At 68.9% G+C, this 12,279-nt stretch carries 14 protein-coding genes and 1 pseudogene; 2 read left to right on the plus strand and 13 right to left on the minus strand.

Annotated elements, in window-relative coordinates; translation table 11 throughout:
- Nucleotides 1-46: 46 nt before the first annotated feature.
- The 6 genes from ACIQNU_RS16090 to ACIQNU_RS16115 form a co-directional block, all read right to left on the minus strand.
- On the minus strand, nt 47-691 hold the full coding sequence (locus ACIQNU_RS16090; protein WP_401366281.1) for a flavodoxin family protein: 645 nt from the start codon (nt 689-691) through the stop codon (nt 47-49).
- Nucleotides 682-1,191 carry an SRPBCC family protein gene (locus ACIQNU_RS16095; protein WP_401366283.1) on the minus strand — a complete coding sequence of 170 codons (510 nt, stop codon included), beginning with the start codon at nt 1,189-1,191 and terminating at the stop codon, nt 682-684. The genes ACIQNU_RS16090 and ACIQNU_RS16095 overlap by 10 nt, the downstream gene beginning before the upstream one ends.
- 8 nt (nt 1,192-1,199) lie before the next feature.
- Nucleotides 1,200-1,544, minus strand: a complete 345-nt coding sequence (locus ACIQNU_RS16100) for an ArsR/SmtB family transcription factor (RefSeq protein WP_401366284.1) — start codon at nt 1,542-1,544, stop codon at nt 1,200-1,202.
- A 265-nt stretch (nt 1,545-1,809) separates the two neighbouring features.
- Nucleotides 1,810-2,358 (minus strand): class IV adenylate cyclase, encoded by a 549-nt coding sequence (locus tag ACIQNU_RS16105; RefSeq protein WP_401366286.1) that lies wholly within the window; start codon nt 2,356-2,358, stop codon nt 1,810-1,812.
- 28 nt (nt 2,359-2,386) lie between these two features.
- Nucleotides 2,387-3,481 (minus strand): radical SAM protein, encoded by a 1,095-nt coding sequence (locus tag ACIQNU_RS16110; RefSeq protein WP_401366288.1) that lies wholly within the window; start codon nt 3,479-3,481, stop codon nt 2,387-2,389.
- A 463-nt stretch (nt 3,482-3,944) separates the two neighbouring features.
- Nucleotides 3,945-4,379, minus strand: a complete 435-nt coding sequence (locus ACIQNU_RS16115; RefSeq protein WP_401366290.1) for an ATP-binding protein — start codon at nt 4,377-4,379, stop codon at nt 3,945-3,947.
- 151 nt (nt 4,380-4,530) lie between these two features.
- Between ACIQNU_RS16115 and ACIQNU_RS16120 the strand changes: the two genes are divergently transcribed.
- The gene (locus ACIQNU_RS16120) at nt 4,531-5,859 is read left to right on the plus strand and encodes a helix-turn-helix domain-containing protein (protein ID WP_401366291.1); all 1,329 of its coding nucleotides are present in this window, start codon (nt 4,531-4,533) and stop codon (nt 5,857-5,859) included.
- Here ACIQNU_RS16120 and ACIQNU_RS16125 read toward each other — a convergent pair.
- On the minus strand, nt 5,856-6,398 hold the full coding sequence (locus ACIQNU_RS16125; protein WP_401366293.1) for an NUDIX hydrolase: 543 nt from the start codon (nt 6,396-6,398) through the stop codon (nt 5,856-5,858). The two genes, ACIQNU_RS16120 and ACIQNU_RS16125, sit on opposite strands and share 4 nt — an antisense overlap.
- A 123-nt stretch (nt 6,399-6,521) precedes the next feature.
- Here ACIQNU_RS16125 and ACIQNU_RS16130 point away from each other — a divergent pair.
- Nucleotides 6,522-6,695, plus strand: a pseudogene (locus tag ACIQNU_RS16130) (FAD-dependent oxidoreductase); the annotation flags it as partial.
- An 8-nt stretch (nt 6,696-6,703) separates the two neighbouring features.
- On the opposite strand, the gene ACIQNU_RS16135 reads toward ACIQNU_RS16130, so the two are convergent.
- From ACIQNU_RS16135 to fbaA, 6 genes are all read right to left on the minus strand, one after another.
- Nucleotides 6,704-7,102, minus strand: coding sequence for a hypothetical protein (locus ACIQNU_RS16135; RefSeq protein WP_401366295.1), 399 nt, complete (start codon nt 7,100-7,102; stop codon nt 6,704-6,706).
- A gap of 141 nt (nt 7,103-7,243) precedes the next feature.
- Complete coding sequence (locus ACIQNU_RS16140) at nt 7,244-8,134, minus strand: alpha/beta hydrolase family protein (protein ID WP_401366297.1); 891 nt, start codon at nt 8,132-8,134, stop codon at nt 7,244-7,246.
- A gap of 149 nt (nt 8,135-8,283) precedes the next feature.
- Nucleotides 8,284-9,498 (minus strand): kynureninase, encoded by a 1,215-nt coding sequence (kynU, locus tag ACIQNU_RS16145; protein WP_401366299.1) that lies wholly within the window; start codon nt 9,496-9,498, stop codon nt 8,284-8,286.
- Nucleotides 9,491-10,357: a tryptophan 2,3-dioxygenase family protein gene (locus ACIQNU_RS16150; RefSeq protein WP_401366301.1), complete on the minus strand. Its 867-nt coding sequence runs from the start codon at nt 10,355-10,357 to the stop codon at nt 9,491-9,493. The genes kynU and ACIQNU_RS16150 overlap by 8 nt, the downstream gene beginning before the upstream one ends.
- Nucleotides 10,358-10,543: 186 nt before the next feature.
- Nucleotides 10,544-10,957: a DUF3151 domain-containing protein gene (locus ACIQNU_RS16155; protein WP_401366302.1), complete on the minus strand. Its 414-nt coding sequence runs from the start codon at nt 10,955-10,957 to the stop codon at nt 10,544-10,546.
- A 180-nt stretch (nt 10,958-11,137) separates the two neighbouring features.
- Entirely contained in the window at nt 11,138-12,160 is a 1,023-nt protein-coding gene (fbaA, locus tag ACIQNU_RS16160; protein WP_401366304.1) for a class II fructose-bisphosphate aldolase, read from the minus strand.
- Nucleotides 12,161-12,279 lie beyond the last annotated feature (119 nt).

Here is a 12,279-nt window from a genome sequence, read left to right on the forward strand (position 1 = left end):
GGGTTCTCCGGCATCCGTCGCAAGTACTACGGGGACGGGGTGGCGGTCACGGGACCGGGACACCGGTGACCGCCACCCTGCCCGCGAGGAGCTGCGCGGTCACCTCCGCGACCCGGGCGCCGAGCCGCCGGCAGGTCCGTACGTCGGACTCGTGCACGCGCTCCGGCGGCAGATCGGTGTCGCTCTGCGCGCCGGCGCCGAGGAAGAAGCCGAGCCGGTTCAGGTCGTGCTCGTCGCTGGTGCTGCTGTTCCAGCCCGGGGGGAGTCCGAGGTTGACCCAGTGCATGTGGTGCTGGGCGGCCAGGACCGCGAGGGAGGTCAGTGAGTGCAGTTTGTCGCCGCTCTTGGCCCCGGAGTTGGTGAACCCGGCGGCGACCTTGTCCCGCCACGCGCCCGCGGCCAGCCGCCGCGAGGTCCGCTCGGCGAAGGTCTGGAACCCCGCCGACACGTTCCCCATGTAGGTGGGTGACCCGAACACGATGGCGTCGGCGGCGTCGAGTACGTCCCATCCGGCGTCGCCTTCGGTGAGACGGTCCACCGCGAGCACGGTGACGGACGCGGGCCCGGCGGCGAGCCCGGCGGCCCGCGCACCCTCGGCGACGGCCTCGGCGAGCGCGGCCGTGTGGCCCCACCCGGAGTGGTGGGCGACGGCTATGGAGGGGCGCGGAAGTGCGGTGGTGGTCAGCGCCATGACGGGTACTCCCCGGCGACTTCCTTGTACCGCTCGCCCCAGGCGGGCAGGCCCGTGCCGGCGAGGTGGGCCTCCAGGCGGTCCAGATAGGCGTGCGTACCCGGCGCGAACCCCTTGGCGTTACGGGCGCTCAGGCCGCGGTGGGTGAACCGCAGCAGCGTGCCGTCGCCCTCGCGCGCCAGCTCGTACCGCACGACACCGTCCTCGACGATGCTCTGCGTCCACTCGTGCTCCAGGACGTGCGGCGGGTCCCAGACGAGGATGCGGCCCGTCATCCGCTTGTGCGCGTCCGGTACCGGCGGGTCGGACGGCAGCATGTCGATGGCCCCGCCGGTCCGCCCGTCGATGGAGGTCTCACCGAACCAGGCGGCACGCTGCGCCGGATCGGTGAGGGCGTCCCACACCGCCTCGACGGGGTACGCCAGATGCCGCTCGAACCGAAGGACGGCCTGCTCACCGTCGACCAGCAGCTCACCGCGCCGCTCACTGGGACTGTTCATGGGGGATCTCAACTTTCTGGTTGCTGTTGTTCTTGTCGCTGCTCTTGCCGGTGGGTCTTCTCAAGATGCTGTTCCAGGGCGTCGAAGTGCCGTGGCCAGTAACGGCGGTAGCGGTCGATCCACTCGTCGATCTCGGCGAGCCCGCCCGGACGCAGCGCGTAGATACGACGCTGCGCGTCGGGACGCACCTCGACCAGACCGACCTCCCGCAGCACCCGCAGATGACGGGAGACCGCGGGCTGGGTCAACCCCGGCAGGGTCGCGACCAACTCCCCCGCCGACCGCTCACCTCCGGCGAGCACGTCCAACAAGGCCCTACGGTTCGGCTCGGCCACCGCTTCGAACACATCCATGACCTTAGTATCACACCAGGCGTATATACAAGCAAGCTGATATACGACGGCTGGCAGTGGTGCGGGAGGAACACCGGTCGGGCCCGCATCTCCGGCGTGAACAACAGCAGACCCAGGTCGTCCCTGACGAAGGAACCGCCTTCGCATTCCATTGTCCGTATGGTCGGGACCAAGCGGGCCACTGGACGACGGTGTCCGTCGGCGACCGTTCAAGTAAATGGGGCCGTCATGCTCCGAGGACGACGGCCCACGCGCTGCGTTTCAGCTACTCCGTGAAGAGCAGCGTTGGCTCGGCGAGGATGTCCCGGTCCAGCTCGCTCTTGTAGATGAGGTCGATGCTGCCGTAGCGGGCCTGTTCGTAGTCAAAGCCGAGTGCGGCCACCGCCTTGCGGACCGCTTCCTCCGAGGGGCCCTCGATCTCGATGAAGGTGGGAAGGTCGGGCCAGGTGTCGAGGTCGTACCTGATGTCGCCGAGTTGCCACTCTTCCCGGTAGTTCTGCTGGTATCGGACCTGGCGGAGCCCGAGGGCACCGAGGAGCTCGGCTGTCTTGTCGAGGTCGTTGACCTTGATCTCGATCTCGGTGGTGCCGTTGATGGTGGTGGCGTCACTGACCTGCTTCAGGGTGAGGGTCTTCTTGCCTCCCTCATCCCTCAGACGCAGCCACTGTTCGCCCCGGACCGCGTCGTTCTCGAAGATGAGCCGGGTGAACATGGTCTTGTCGAAGGCTCGTTGCGCACCGGCGGCGCGGAGTTGGTCGCGTACCGCGTCGACGTCGATGCTGAGGAATTTCGCCTCGTACTCGTGCTGGGCCATCGCTGTCTGTGCTCCTGGTGATCGGTTTCTAGGCGGTCAGGTCTCGGAGGTCGCTCTCCCGTAATCTGACGACCTCGTCGCAGGCGTCGCCGGCTACGAACTCTTCCACGGGTAGGCACAGGTCCATGCGCTGTATGCAGACTCCGACGTGAAAACGGCCCGCCGTGTCTCGGTACAAGCGCACCCCGTAGTAACCCTCCTCGCAGTCGGTGGCGTTGTTGAAGCGGCAGCCGACGCAAGTTGTCGGCAGCCTGACGGGCCGGATGTGCTTGACGATGAGCGGACGGCCGTCGGGCAGCCGGTAGGCCATACGGAAGCCCGAAGTACCCGCGATGAGCCGGACTTCTTCGAGTTCGGCGTCGAGCTCGTTGAGCAGGATGTCGATGGCGTTCAGGGACTCGTCGCCGTCCGCGAGCGAGGAGAGGATCCGGATGGACAGGGAGGGGGCGTATTTGGCGAGGAGGCGGTGAACGCGCGGCACATGGTCCCGGTGCGGCAGGACGATGTTCGCGCGTGCGTCCACGCCGAGTTTCATGGCGAGTCCGATCGACTCGTCCAGTGCTGCGATCTTGCGCTGAGCCAGGGCCTTGTTCCGGTACCGGACGTGCTGCACCTGCGCCAGTTCATCGGGCGTCGTTCCGAATACGGAGAAGTTGATGTGCCCGAGCCCGGCCAGGGCGCAACTGGGCAGTATCCGCGCCCCGTTCTCACCGTTCGAGGTGATGCTCACCGCGTAACCGGCTTCCCTGGCCGTGGCCACGATCTCGGGAAGCCGGGGGTGGAGGGTCGGCTCGCCTCCGGTCAGGTGTACCTCGTCGAAGCCGAGGGCGTTCCGGAGCTGTTCCAGCGCGTGGTGGAACGACTCGTCCGGAAAGACGGGTGCGCTGAGGAAGTCGGCACCGTTGGTGGCTACGTAGATCGATACGCGTCCGGAGCTGCCCGAGCCGGCGAATGTGCCGGCGGCGTGGTCACGGTTGTCCACGCTGACGGGGGTGCCTTCGTTGTGGCAGAAGGTGCAGGTCATCCCGCAGGAGTCGATGACCTTGACTCGCAGGGTCCGATCAGTGGTGACCGTGATCGGGACCGCGCGGTCGATGTTCTCCAGGGCTGGGTGCTGAATCACTCGGCATACCTCGTGTCGGGTCGGAGCGGATCACGGTCCGAGGGATCGCGGTGTGCTTGGCGAGTCCTGTCTGATGACAGGGCGGATCGCCCGGCCGGGGTCGCGGTCGGTGAGTGCGGAGCGGTAGGTGGCCCTCCGTCGGCTGCCGAGCTCGCTCATAGGCAGCCGACGGAGGGAGGGTCCGCCCAAGCGGGCACGGGGAGCCGACCCGCGGTGCGGGTACTCGCCAGGAGCGGACCGGTCTAGGGGCGGACCGGTCTAAGGAATCGGTGCCGTCGCGAGGGCCAGGCCGACGACCAGGCCGCATGATGCGCTGATGCCGATGATGAAGAGGACTCCGGCGTAGCGGCCGATGACGCGCATCATGGCCGTGGCCTCTGGCCGTCGGCGGCGTGCCCGGGGCTCGTCTTGAAGGGGCGGTAGCTCAAGCGCGGGCCGCGGGGCGCGTACGTGTGGCGCCCTCTCATCGTGATCCGTGGGATGTGCGGAGGATCTGGGCCCAGACCGTCTTTCCTGTCGGTTTGCGCGCGTGGTGGCCGACGCTTGAGGCCAGGGCGGTGACGACCGGCAGTCCACGGCCGTGTTCTCCCTCGGCTGTAGCCCGCAGTGCCATCGGAGTGCGGGGACTGCTGTCCGACACTTCGATCAAGCAGGTGTGGCGCGTCGAGGTCAGAGCGACTTCGAAGAGATGCCCGGGGACATGTCCGTGCCGCACGGCGTTCGTCGCGAGCTCGCTGGAGATCAGGACGACCCGGCCGATGTCGTCACGTACGTATCCCCACTCGCTGAGGGTCTTCTCCACGTGGTGCCGGACGAGGGAGATGCATGCGGCGGTCGAGCTGAACTGCATGCGCCATCTCTGGGCGGCCTGCTTGTCGTGCGTGGCCAATGCGTACATATCGCGTCCCCTCATCGCCGGCTGTTGGAGGACCAGCTCACCGCGAGGGGCCGTCACGTAATCAGGTCACGGTGATTACCCAACGTGGGTAATATCCAAAGCGGCTGACCAACTGCCAGACGCCATCACCAAAGGCGGCAGAGGAGCGCATGTGCCCGGACCCCAGCCTCATCAGGCACTTCCGCCGGAGCTGCTCGCGAACCAAGAGTGGCAACGTGCTTGTCGCCAACGGGACTTCGCGAAGGTCTTCCACCTCGTGAAGGTGAAGGCAGGAATCTATCCGTCTCGCGTGGCCACCTTGTGCGGCATGACGCCGAGCCGCGTCGGGGAGATCATGTCGGGGCGGCGCGGACTCGCCCACATCGATGTGATCGAGCGGGTCGCTGACGGCCTTCGTATCCCCGGCGCCATGCTCGGGCTCGCCCATCGGCCCTGGGAAATCCCACCCCCAGCAACGACGCGAGTCCGCAACCCAGGCCGTTCGGCGCAGACATCCGAGACCTTCGCCGCTATTGAGCGGGAAACTGATGCCGAACCCCACAGCGATCTCGACAACTTACTGACGCTCGCTGACGGAAGGGTGACGCGATCGACGCTCCTCGCGCTCAGGTCATCGGTCGAGGACTACTGGCGCCGTGATGACGAATACGGTGGTGCCTCGCTGCGTCCGGCCGTCGTGGGGCATCTTCGTTACGTGACGCAGATGATGTGCAGCGTCCGTGCCCCTCTGCGCCGCGATCTTCAGTCACTCGCGGCCGAGCTCGCTCGCCTCGCAGGGTGGGCTTACTTCGATGCCCGCCAGTACAGCACCGCGCGCACCCACTTCACCCAAGCGCTGCGGCTCTCGCACGGACAGGACGACTATCTCTTCATGGCCAACGTCCTGTCCTGCATGAGCCTTCAGGCAACGTACGACGGACAGTCCGTCCATGCGGTGGCACTGGCGTGCAAGGCCCAGGACAGTGCCCGAGCCGCAGGCGGGCAGCCGCTGGTGATGTCGATGCTCCACATGCGGGAAGCCTTCGCCCACGCCACGCTCCGCGACGCCGCCTCCTGTCACCAGGCCATCGGACGGTCCCGGGACGCATACGAGCAAGCACGCGGCCAGGAAGGCGAGGCCCCTTCCTGGATCCGCTACTTCGACGAGACGAAACTGATCGTTGACACAGGAATCGCCCTCGCCAAGCTGGGCGAATCGCAGCGTGCCGAGCCGCTGATCGCCGAGGGCCTTCGACGCGAAACAGGCGCAAAGCAGCGTGGCCGTGCCTTTCACGCCTTCTGGCTGGCCACGGCCCAACTCCAGCAGGGCAAGCTGGATGCCGCGTGCCACAGCGCCGGGCTCGCCCTGGACCTCAGCGCGTCCCTCGACTCACCACGGGTCGCGGGGCACGTCCACGAGTTCCACCAGCGCCTCGCCCCCTACGCTCGCGAGGCGCCGGTGATCGCGTTCGAGCAGCGCATGCGCGAAGCTCTCGGCTAGCCTGCGGCACCGGTGGCATCGTCCAGAAGGAGGTACAGCAACCCGACCAGGGTGCCGCTGCTGACCACCTCGCGACGGTCGATCATGCCGCGGATCTCGGACATCGGGATCCACTCGATGCGGTCCGACTCGTTCAGCTCCGTCGGCGGGCCCGCATAGGTGGCAGCGTCAGCGCGGAAGACGTGATGTTCCGAGTCGGTGATGCCATTCGCCGGCTGCGCGTACACCAGAGGCTTCAGGCCCTCCACCCGCCAGCCGGTCTCCTCCTCCACCTCACGCGCAGCAGCCTGCTCCGGCGTCTCGTCGGCCTCGATCAGGCCCATCGGCAGCTCCCATCCCCACGTGTCCGTGATGAACCGGTGCCGCCACATCATCAGTACCCGCTTCTGCTCGTCCACCACGGCGGCCACGGCGAGATGCCGCATCCGGACCACGTGATGCTCCCACCGCCTACCGTCCGGCTGCTGGACCTCCACGAGCCAGAGATTGACCCACGGGTTGCTGTAAATCTGACGCTCGCCATGAACCGTCCACCGCATGAGCCAACTTCCCTTCGCCTCTGTGCAGCTCCCAGAATGTCACTTGGACGAGAAGTCGTCTGCACTGTCCACGACTTACGGCCGGTGCTCGCACGGTCCGGCGGTGCTCACCGGCCCCCGCATTGCCCGGCCCGCGTGCTGGAGCACTGGATCGGCGCTCGGCCGACTCGTGCCACGGTCCGCGTGGAGAAGGAACGGTGGGGGGACGGCACCAGGGCCGTGCACAACTACGGGCACGGGGGTGCCGGTGTCACGCTGTCGTGGGGGTGCGCCGAGGAGACCCGGAAGTTGCTTTGAGGCGGGGCTTACGACCCGCCCTTTCCTGTCAGGGCGAGGGTCGTGCTGACCACTGTGGAGATCAGCATGACGATGCCGCCGAGGCTGGCGAGGCCCGTCACCGGGTTGGCGAAAAGCTGCGCCATACACGCGCGCAGCCGGGGGTGAACGAAGAAGGTCCGCATGCGCTGCCACTTGTGTTGCTGCACGTGGCAGCCGCGCATGACGCCTCTGGCGTTGTTGCGGCAGGACCTGCCCGCCGCACGAATCGGGGCACCGCATGGATTGGGGGCCTGGACGAGGAACCACAGCAGACTGAGTGCTGAGAGCGTCGCTATCCCGTAGGGGCCGAAGTCGGAGGTCAACCAGCCTGTTACCGCAAGGACCAAAGTGATCAGGCCCCAGTAGGGCAGGATCTTCTTCCACATGATCGTGGACGGTATAGCCGTCCATTACCCATGCACAAGGACACAATCGAGGCATTGTCTACTCTTCTCCCCTGGGGGAACGGAGTGTTGACTCCCAGCGTCGGCGAGTCCCGCCGCGTCGGTCGGCGGCGGAGCCGGTTCTCACCAGGCCAGTTGTGCGATCTCCTCCGCCACCACCGCGCACGCGTCCGCCGCCGGGTCGATCAGTGGATAGTGGCCGACCTCTTCGAGGAGGGTCAGGCCCACCACCTCGCCCGCCCTGGCCGCCGCCTCCGCGTACGACTCGGCGACCGGCTGCGGCACCTCGGTGTCCGTGCGGCCCTGCACCAGCGCGGTCGCGATGCCGGTCGGCAGCAGGGTCAGCGGGTCCGCGTACGGGAGGCGTTCCTCGAAACGGTCCTTGCCGCCGAGGAGTTGGACCGCCGCTCCGGAACACACGTCGAGCTGGTCGGCGATCCGGAAGTCGGCGATCGGTGCGAGCGCGACGACTCCGCGCAGTTGTGCCGGGCGCGCGGTGCGCCAGGGGGCGTCGGCCGGCAGCACATGGCGGGCCGCCGCCCAGAGCGCGAGCTGCCCGCCCGCCGAGTGCCCGGTCAGCACGGTCCGCCCGGGATCGGCCTGCGGCAGCGCGTCCCGTACGAGACCGGGCAGCGCGTCGCACGCGGCGGCGATGTCGTCGAAGGTCTCCGGCCAGCGCCCCGCGACCGGGCTCTCGCCCTGCGCCGGGACTGCGGTGCCCCTGCGGTACTCGACCACCGCCACCGCGAACCCCCTGCGGGCCAGGAAGTCCGCGAACGGCGTGATGTGACGCCGGTCGTAGGGGGCCCGCCACGCGCCGCCGTGCACCACGACCACGAGCGGCGCCGAGCCGTCCGGAACATCCGGAACGCTGCCACCCGCGCGCGGGGCGTAGAAGTCGATCACCTGGTCCGGGTGGCTCCCGTACGCGGCGGTCGCGTCGGGGTCCACGGCGGGGTGCGCGAACAGCGACTCCTCTTCTGCGGCGGCGCGGGCAGCGGCGTCGTCCGGCATGCTCCAACCTCTCAGCGGCAAACATTCGGCGGCGAACTTCGGCGGCAAACTCTCAACGGCACAAAGGAATTGATCTTTTGGACCGATGGCAGGGGACGGTATCAGCCGCCGGTGTGTACGCCGTACAGCTCATCCCCTGTCACGGTTCGTCACACCTCGTCGGCCAGCGCCCGTGCCGCCCTCTCCGTCTCCGCGTATCCCACGTACAGCGGCGTGAAGCCGAAGCGGAGGGTGTCGGGGGCGCGGTAGTCGCCGATGACGCCTTTGCCGATCAGCCGGGCCATGACCTCGCCCGCGTCGGGGCAGCGCAGCGCGACCTGGCTGCCGCGCTCCGCGTGCGCGGCCGGGGTGACCGGCTCGACCCGGCCCTCGGGCACGTACGCCGCCACGCACTCCAGGAAGAAGTCCGTGAGCGCGAGGGACTTCGCCCGTACGGCGTCGATCGTGACGTCGTCCCAGACGTCGAGCGCGGCCTCCAGGGCCAGCATGGACAGGATGTCCGGCGTACCGACCCGGCCCCGCACCGCACCGGGCGCGGCCTCGTAATCGGGGCGCATCCCGAAGGGTTCCGTGTGCGAGTTCCAGCCCGGCAGCGGCGAGTCGAAACGGGACTGGAGGTCCCGCCGTACGTACAGGTACGCGGGTGAACCCGGGCCCCCGTTCAGGAACTTGTACGTGCAGCCCACCGCGAGGTCGACCCCGTGCGCGTCGAGCCCGACCGGCAGGGCGCCCGCGCTGTGGCACAGGTCCCAGACGGTGTAGGCGCCCGCCGCGTGCACCGCCGCCGTCAGGGCGGGCAGGTCGTGCATGCGGCCGGTGCGGTAGTCGACGTGGTTGAGCAGGACCGCCGCCGTACGCGGGCCCACCGCGCGCGGGACGTCCGCCGGGGCGACCGGGCGCAGCGCGCACCCCGTCATCCTGGCGGCGGACTCCGCGATGTACCCGTCCGTGGGAAAGGTCGTGGCGTCCACCAGGATCTCGTCCCGTACCCCGGGCGCCGGCAAAGGCTCCTGCGCCATCCTTACGGCACCCACCAGCGCCTTGAACACGTTGACGCTCGTCGAATCGCCCACGACGATCTGGCCCGGTGCCGCGCCGACCAGGGGCGCGATCCGGTCGCCGATACGTTCCGGCGCGGTCCACCAGCCGCTCTCCGTCCAGGAGCGGATGCGCAGTTCGCCCCACTCGCGGCGTACGACGTCCTCCACGCGCGCGGGGACTCCGCGCGGGAGGGCGCCCAGTGAGTTGCCGTCCAGATAGACGGTGTCGTCCAGGGTGAACCGGTCGCGCAGGGGGGCGAGTTCGTCGGCGGCGTCCAGGGCGGCGGCCTTCGCGGCGAGCGAGAGGGAGGTCGACTCAGACATGGCTGCGCGCCGTCCACAGTTCGGGGAACACGTTCTTCCCGGCGCGTTTCTCCAGCCAGGCCACGCCCGCGGAGCCGCCGGTGCCGGTCTTGGAGCCCATCGCGCGGCGGGTCGCCACCAGGTGGTCGTTGCGCCAGCGCCACACCAGTTCGGCTACGTCGGTGAGCGCTTCGCCGAGCCGCAGGAGGTCACCGCCCTCCTCGCGCGCGTAGAGGTCCGCCCAGACCGCTTCGACCTCCGCCGACGGCTCGTACCGCAGGGACAGGTCGCGGTCCAGGGTGGCGGCCGGGACCGGGTGGCCCCGGCGGGCGAGCAGCCGCAGCACCTCGTCGTACAGGCTCGGCTCGTGCAGGGCCTTCTCCAGCTCGGCGTGGACGCGAGGGGCGCCCCGGTGCGGGACGAGCATGGACGCGGCCTTCTCGCCGAGCAGGAACTCCATGCGCCGGTACATCGCCGACTGGAATCCGGAGCCCTCGCCGAGGGCGGCGCGGTAGGAGTTGAACTGGGCGGGGGTCAGCTGGGCGAGCGGACGCCAGGAGGCGTTGAGTGCGTCCAGTTCGCGGACCGACCTCTTGAGCGCGTCGATCGCCACCGGGATGTCGTCCTGGCGCAGGGCGCGCGACGCGGTCTCCCACTCGTGGACGATCACCGTGAACCACAGCTCCATGACCTGGGTCGTCACCAGGAAGACCATTTCCCCCGGGTCGTCCGAGAGCGGGTGCTGAAGGTGGGTGAGCACATCCGCCTGGACGTAGTCCTCGTACGGGGTGGTGCCGGCGAAGTCGAGGTTCGGGGCCTCCGCCGTCTCCGGCTCCGTCGCGTCCGGCTCCTTGGCCCCGCTGCTTACCTCTGGGGACATCGCTGTCTCCTCGATACGTACTCCGGGTAGCGGTCCGCCCCTGCCATGCCGGCACGGGGGCCCCGGTCCCCACCGGGCATCTTCCGCAATCGTCCCCGGAAACGGCAAGGCCCGCCTGGCCAGAGGTCCAGGCGAGCCATTCTCGTACCGTACGGGTGCCGTGTGCCTACGCGTGCGTGCCTCGCGTCAGCCCAGGGTCTGGGCGGCCGTCGGCGAGGAGTCCTTCAGGAACTGGCTGCACCGCTCGTACTCCTCCTGCTCACCGATCGCCTGCGCGGCGCGGGCGAGGGCGTGCAGGGCGCGCAGGAAGCCGCGGTTCGGCTCGTGCTCCCAGGGCACCGGACCGTGCCCCTTCCAGCCGCTGCGGCGCAGCGCGTCGAGGCCGCGGTGGTAGCCGGTACGGGCGTAGGCGTACGACTCGACGACGCTGCCGCGCTCGAACGCCTCGTCGGCGAGCTGGGCCCAGGCGAGGGAGGAGGTCGGGTACTTGCCGGCGACATCGGCGGGCGCGGTACCGCTGGCAAGCAGCTCGCGCGGCTCCGGGTCGTCGGGCAGATGGGTCGGGGGCGGTCCCCCGAGCAGATTCTCGTGAATGGCCATGGGTTCCAGTCTCCCAGGTACGGCCCGCGGACGAGAGCCCTGGAGAGGGGGATGGGTGCCGGCACCCAGTGCCGGTGAAAGGCGAGGGCCCGGCACGCGAGGGGCCCGGCACCCCGTGAAGGGTGCCGGGCCCCGGCGTCGTACGAAATGGGAGCCTGAAATGGGCGCCTGGAAAGGTGCCTACTTCAGCTTCGTCCCCGTAGACCGCAGGTTCGCGCACGCCTCCGTCACGCGCGCCGCCATTCCCGCCTCGGCGAGCTTGCCCCAGGTGCGCGGGTCGTAGGTCTTCTTGGAGCCGACCTCGCCGTCTACCTTCAGGACGCCGTCGTAGTTCTGGAACATGTGTGCGGCGACGGGGCGCGTGAAGGCGTACTGGGTGTCGGTGTCGAGGTTCATCTTGACGACACCGTTCTCCAGGGCCGTTGCGATCTCCTCGGCCGTGGAGCCGGAGCCGCCGTGGAAGACGAAGTCGAACGGCGACGACTTGCCGTACTTGGCGCCGACGCCCTCCTGGAGGTCCTTCAGGAGTTCGGGGCGCAGGACGACGTTGCCCGGCTTGTAGACGCCGTGGACGTTGCCGAAGGACGCGGCGAGCAGGTAGCGGCCCTTCTCGCCGAGCCCCAGGGCCTCGGCGGTGCGGACGGCGTCGTCGACGGTGGTGTACAGCTCGTCGTTGATCTCGTGGCTGACGCCGTCCTCCTCGCCGCCGGTGGGGGTGATCTCCACCTCCAGGATGATCCGGGCGGCGGCGGCCTGCGCCAGCAGCTCCTGGCCGATGGCCAGGTTGTCGGCAAGGGTCTCGGCGGAGCCGTCCCACATGTGCGACTGGAACAGCGGGTCCCGGCCCTGCGCGACCCGCTCCGCCGACACGGCGAGCAGCGGGCGGACGTACCCGTCGAGCTTGTCCTTCGGGCAGTGGTCGGTGTGCAGCGCCACAGTGATGTCGTACTTGGCGGCGACGATGTGCGCGAACTCGGCGAGCGCGACCGCGCCGGTCACCATGTCCTTGCTGTACTGGCCGCCCAGGAACTCCGCACCGCCGGTGGAGATCTGGATGATGCCGTCGCTCTCGGCCTCGGCGAAGCCGCGCAGTGCGGCGTGCAGGGTCTGCGACGAGGTCACGTTGATGGCCGGGTAGGCGAACTTGCCTGCCTTCGCCCGGTCGAGCATCTCGTTGTAGACCTCGGGGGTTGCGATGGGCATCTGTCCGCTCCTCGTGATGTGCGGGTGTGTTCTGACCGGCCCTGACCCTTGCCGCGCCGGGGGATGCGACGTCGTCGTCGGCCCCATCTTTCCAGACGTGGCGGATTGCTCCAGACCGG

The sequence above is a fragment of the Streptomyces sp. NPDC091292 genome (assembly GCF_044757265.1).
In the GTDB taxonomy this organism is placed as follows: domain Bacteria; phylum Actinomycetota; class Actinomycetes; order Streptomycetales; family Streptomycetaceae; genus Streptomyces.

Coding starts and splice junctions, on each gene's coding strand:
- ACIQNU_RS16115 (WP_401366290.1), bottom strand. CDS start 4,379: ATGTACGCATTGGCCACGCACGACAAGCAGGCCGCCCAGAGATGGCGC.
- ACIQNU_RS16125 (WP_401366293.1), bottom strand. CDS start 6,398: ATGCGGTGGACGGTTCATGGCGAGCGTCAGATTTACAGCAACCCGTGG.
- ACIQNU_RS16090 (WP_401366281.1), bottom strand. CDS start 691: ATGGCGCTGACCACCACCGCACTTCCGCGCCCCTCCATAGCCGTCGCC.
- ACIQNU_RS16100 (WP_401366284.1), bottom strand. CDS start 1,544: ATGGATGTGTTCGAAGCGGTGGCCGAGCCGAACCGTAGGGCCTTGTTG.
- ACIQNU_RS16140 (WP_401366297.1), bottom strand. CDS start 8,134: ATGCCGGACGACGCCGCTGCCCGCGCCGCCGCAGAAGAGGAGTCGCTG.
- fbaA (WP_401366304.1), bottom strand. CDS start 12,160: ATGCCCATCGCAACCCCCGAGGTCTACAACGAGATGCTCGACCGGGCG.
- ACIQNU_RS16150 (WP_401366301.1), bottom strand. CDS start 10,357: ATGTCCCCAGAGGTAAGCAGCGGGGCCAAGGAGCCGGACGCGACGGAG.
- ACIQNU_RS16105 (WP_401366286.1), bottom strand. CDS start 2,358: ATGGCCCAGCACGAGTACGAGGCGAAATTCCTCAGCATCGACGTCGAC.
- ACIQNU_RS16155 (WP_401366302.1), bottom strand. CDS start 10,957: ATGGCCATTCACGAGAATCTGCTCGGGGGACCGCCCCCGACCCATCTG.
- ACIQNU_RS16135 (WP_401366295.1), bottom strand. CDS start 7,102: ATGTGGAAGAAGATCCTGCCCTACTGGGGCCTGATCACTTTGGTCCTT.
- ACIQNU_RS16095 (WP_401366283.1), bottom strand. CDS start 1,191: ATGAACAGTCCCAGTGAGCGGCGCGGTGAGCTGCTGGTCGACGGTGAG.
- kynU (WP_401366299.1), bottom strand. CDS start 9,498: ATGTCTGAGTCGACCTCCCTCTCGCTCGCCGCGAAGGCCGCCGCCCTG.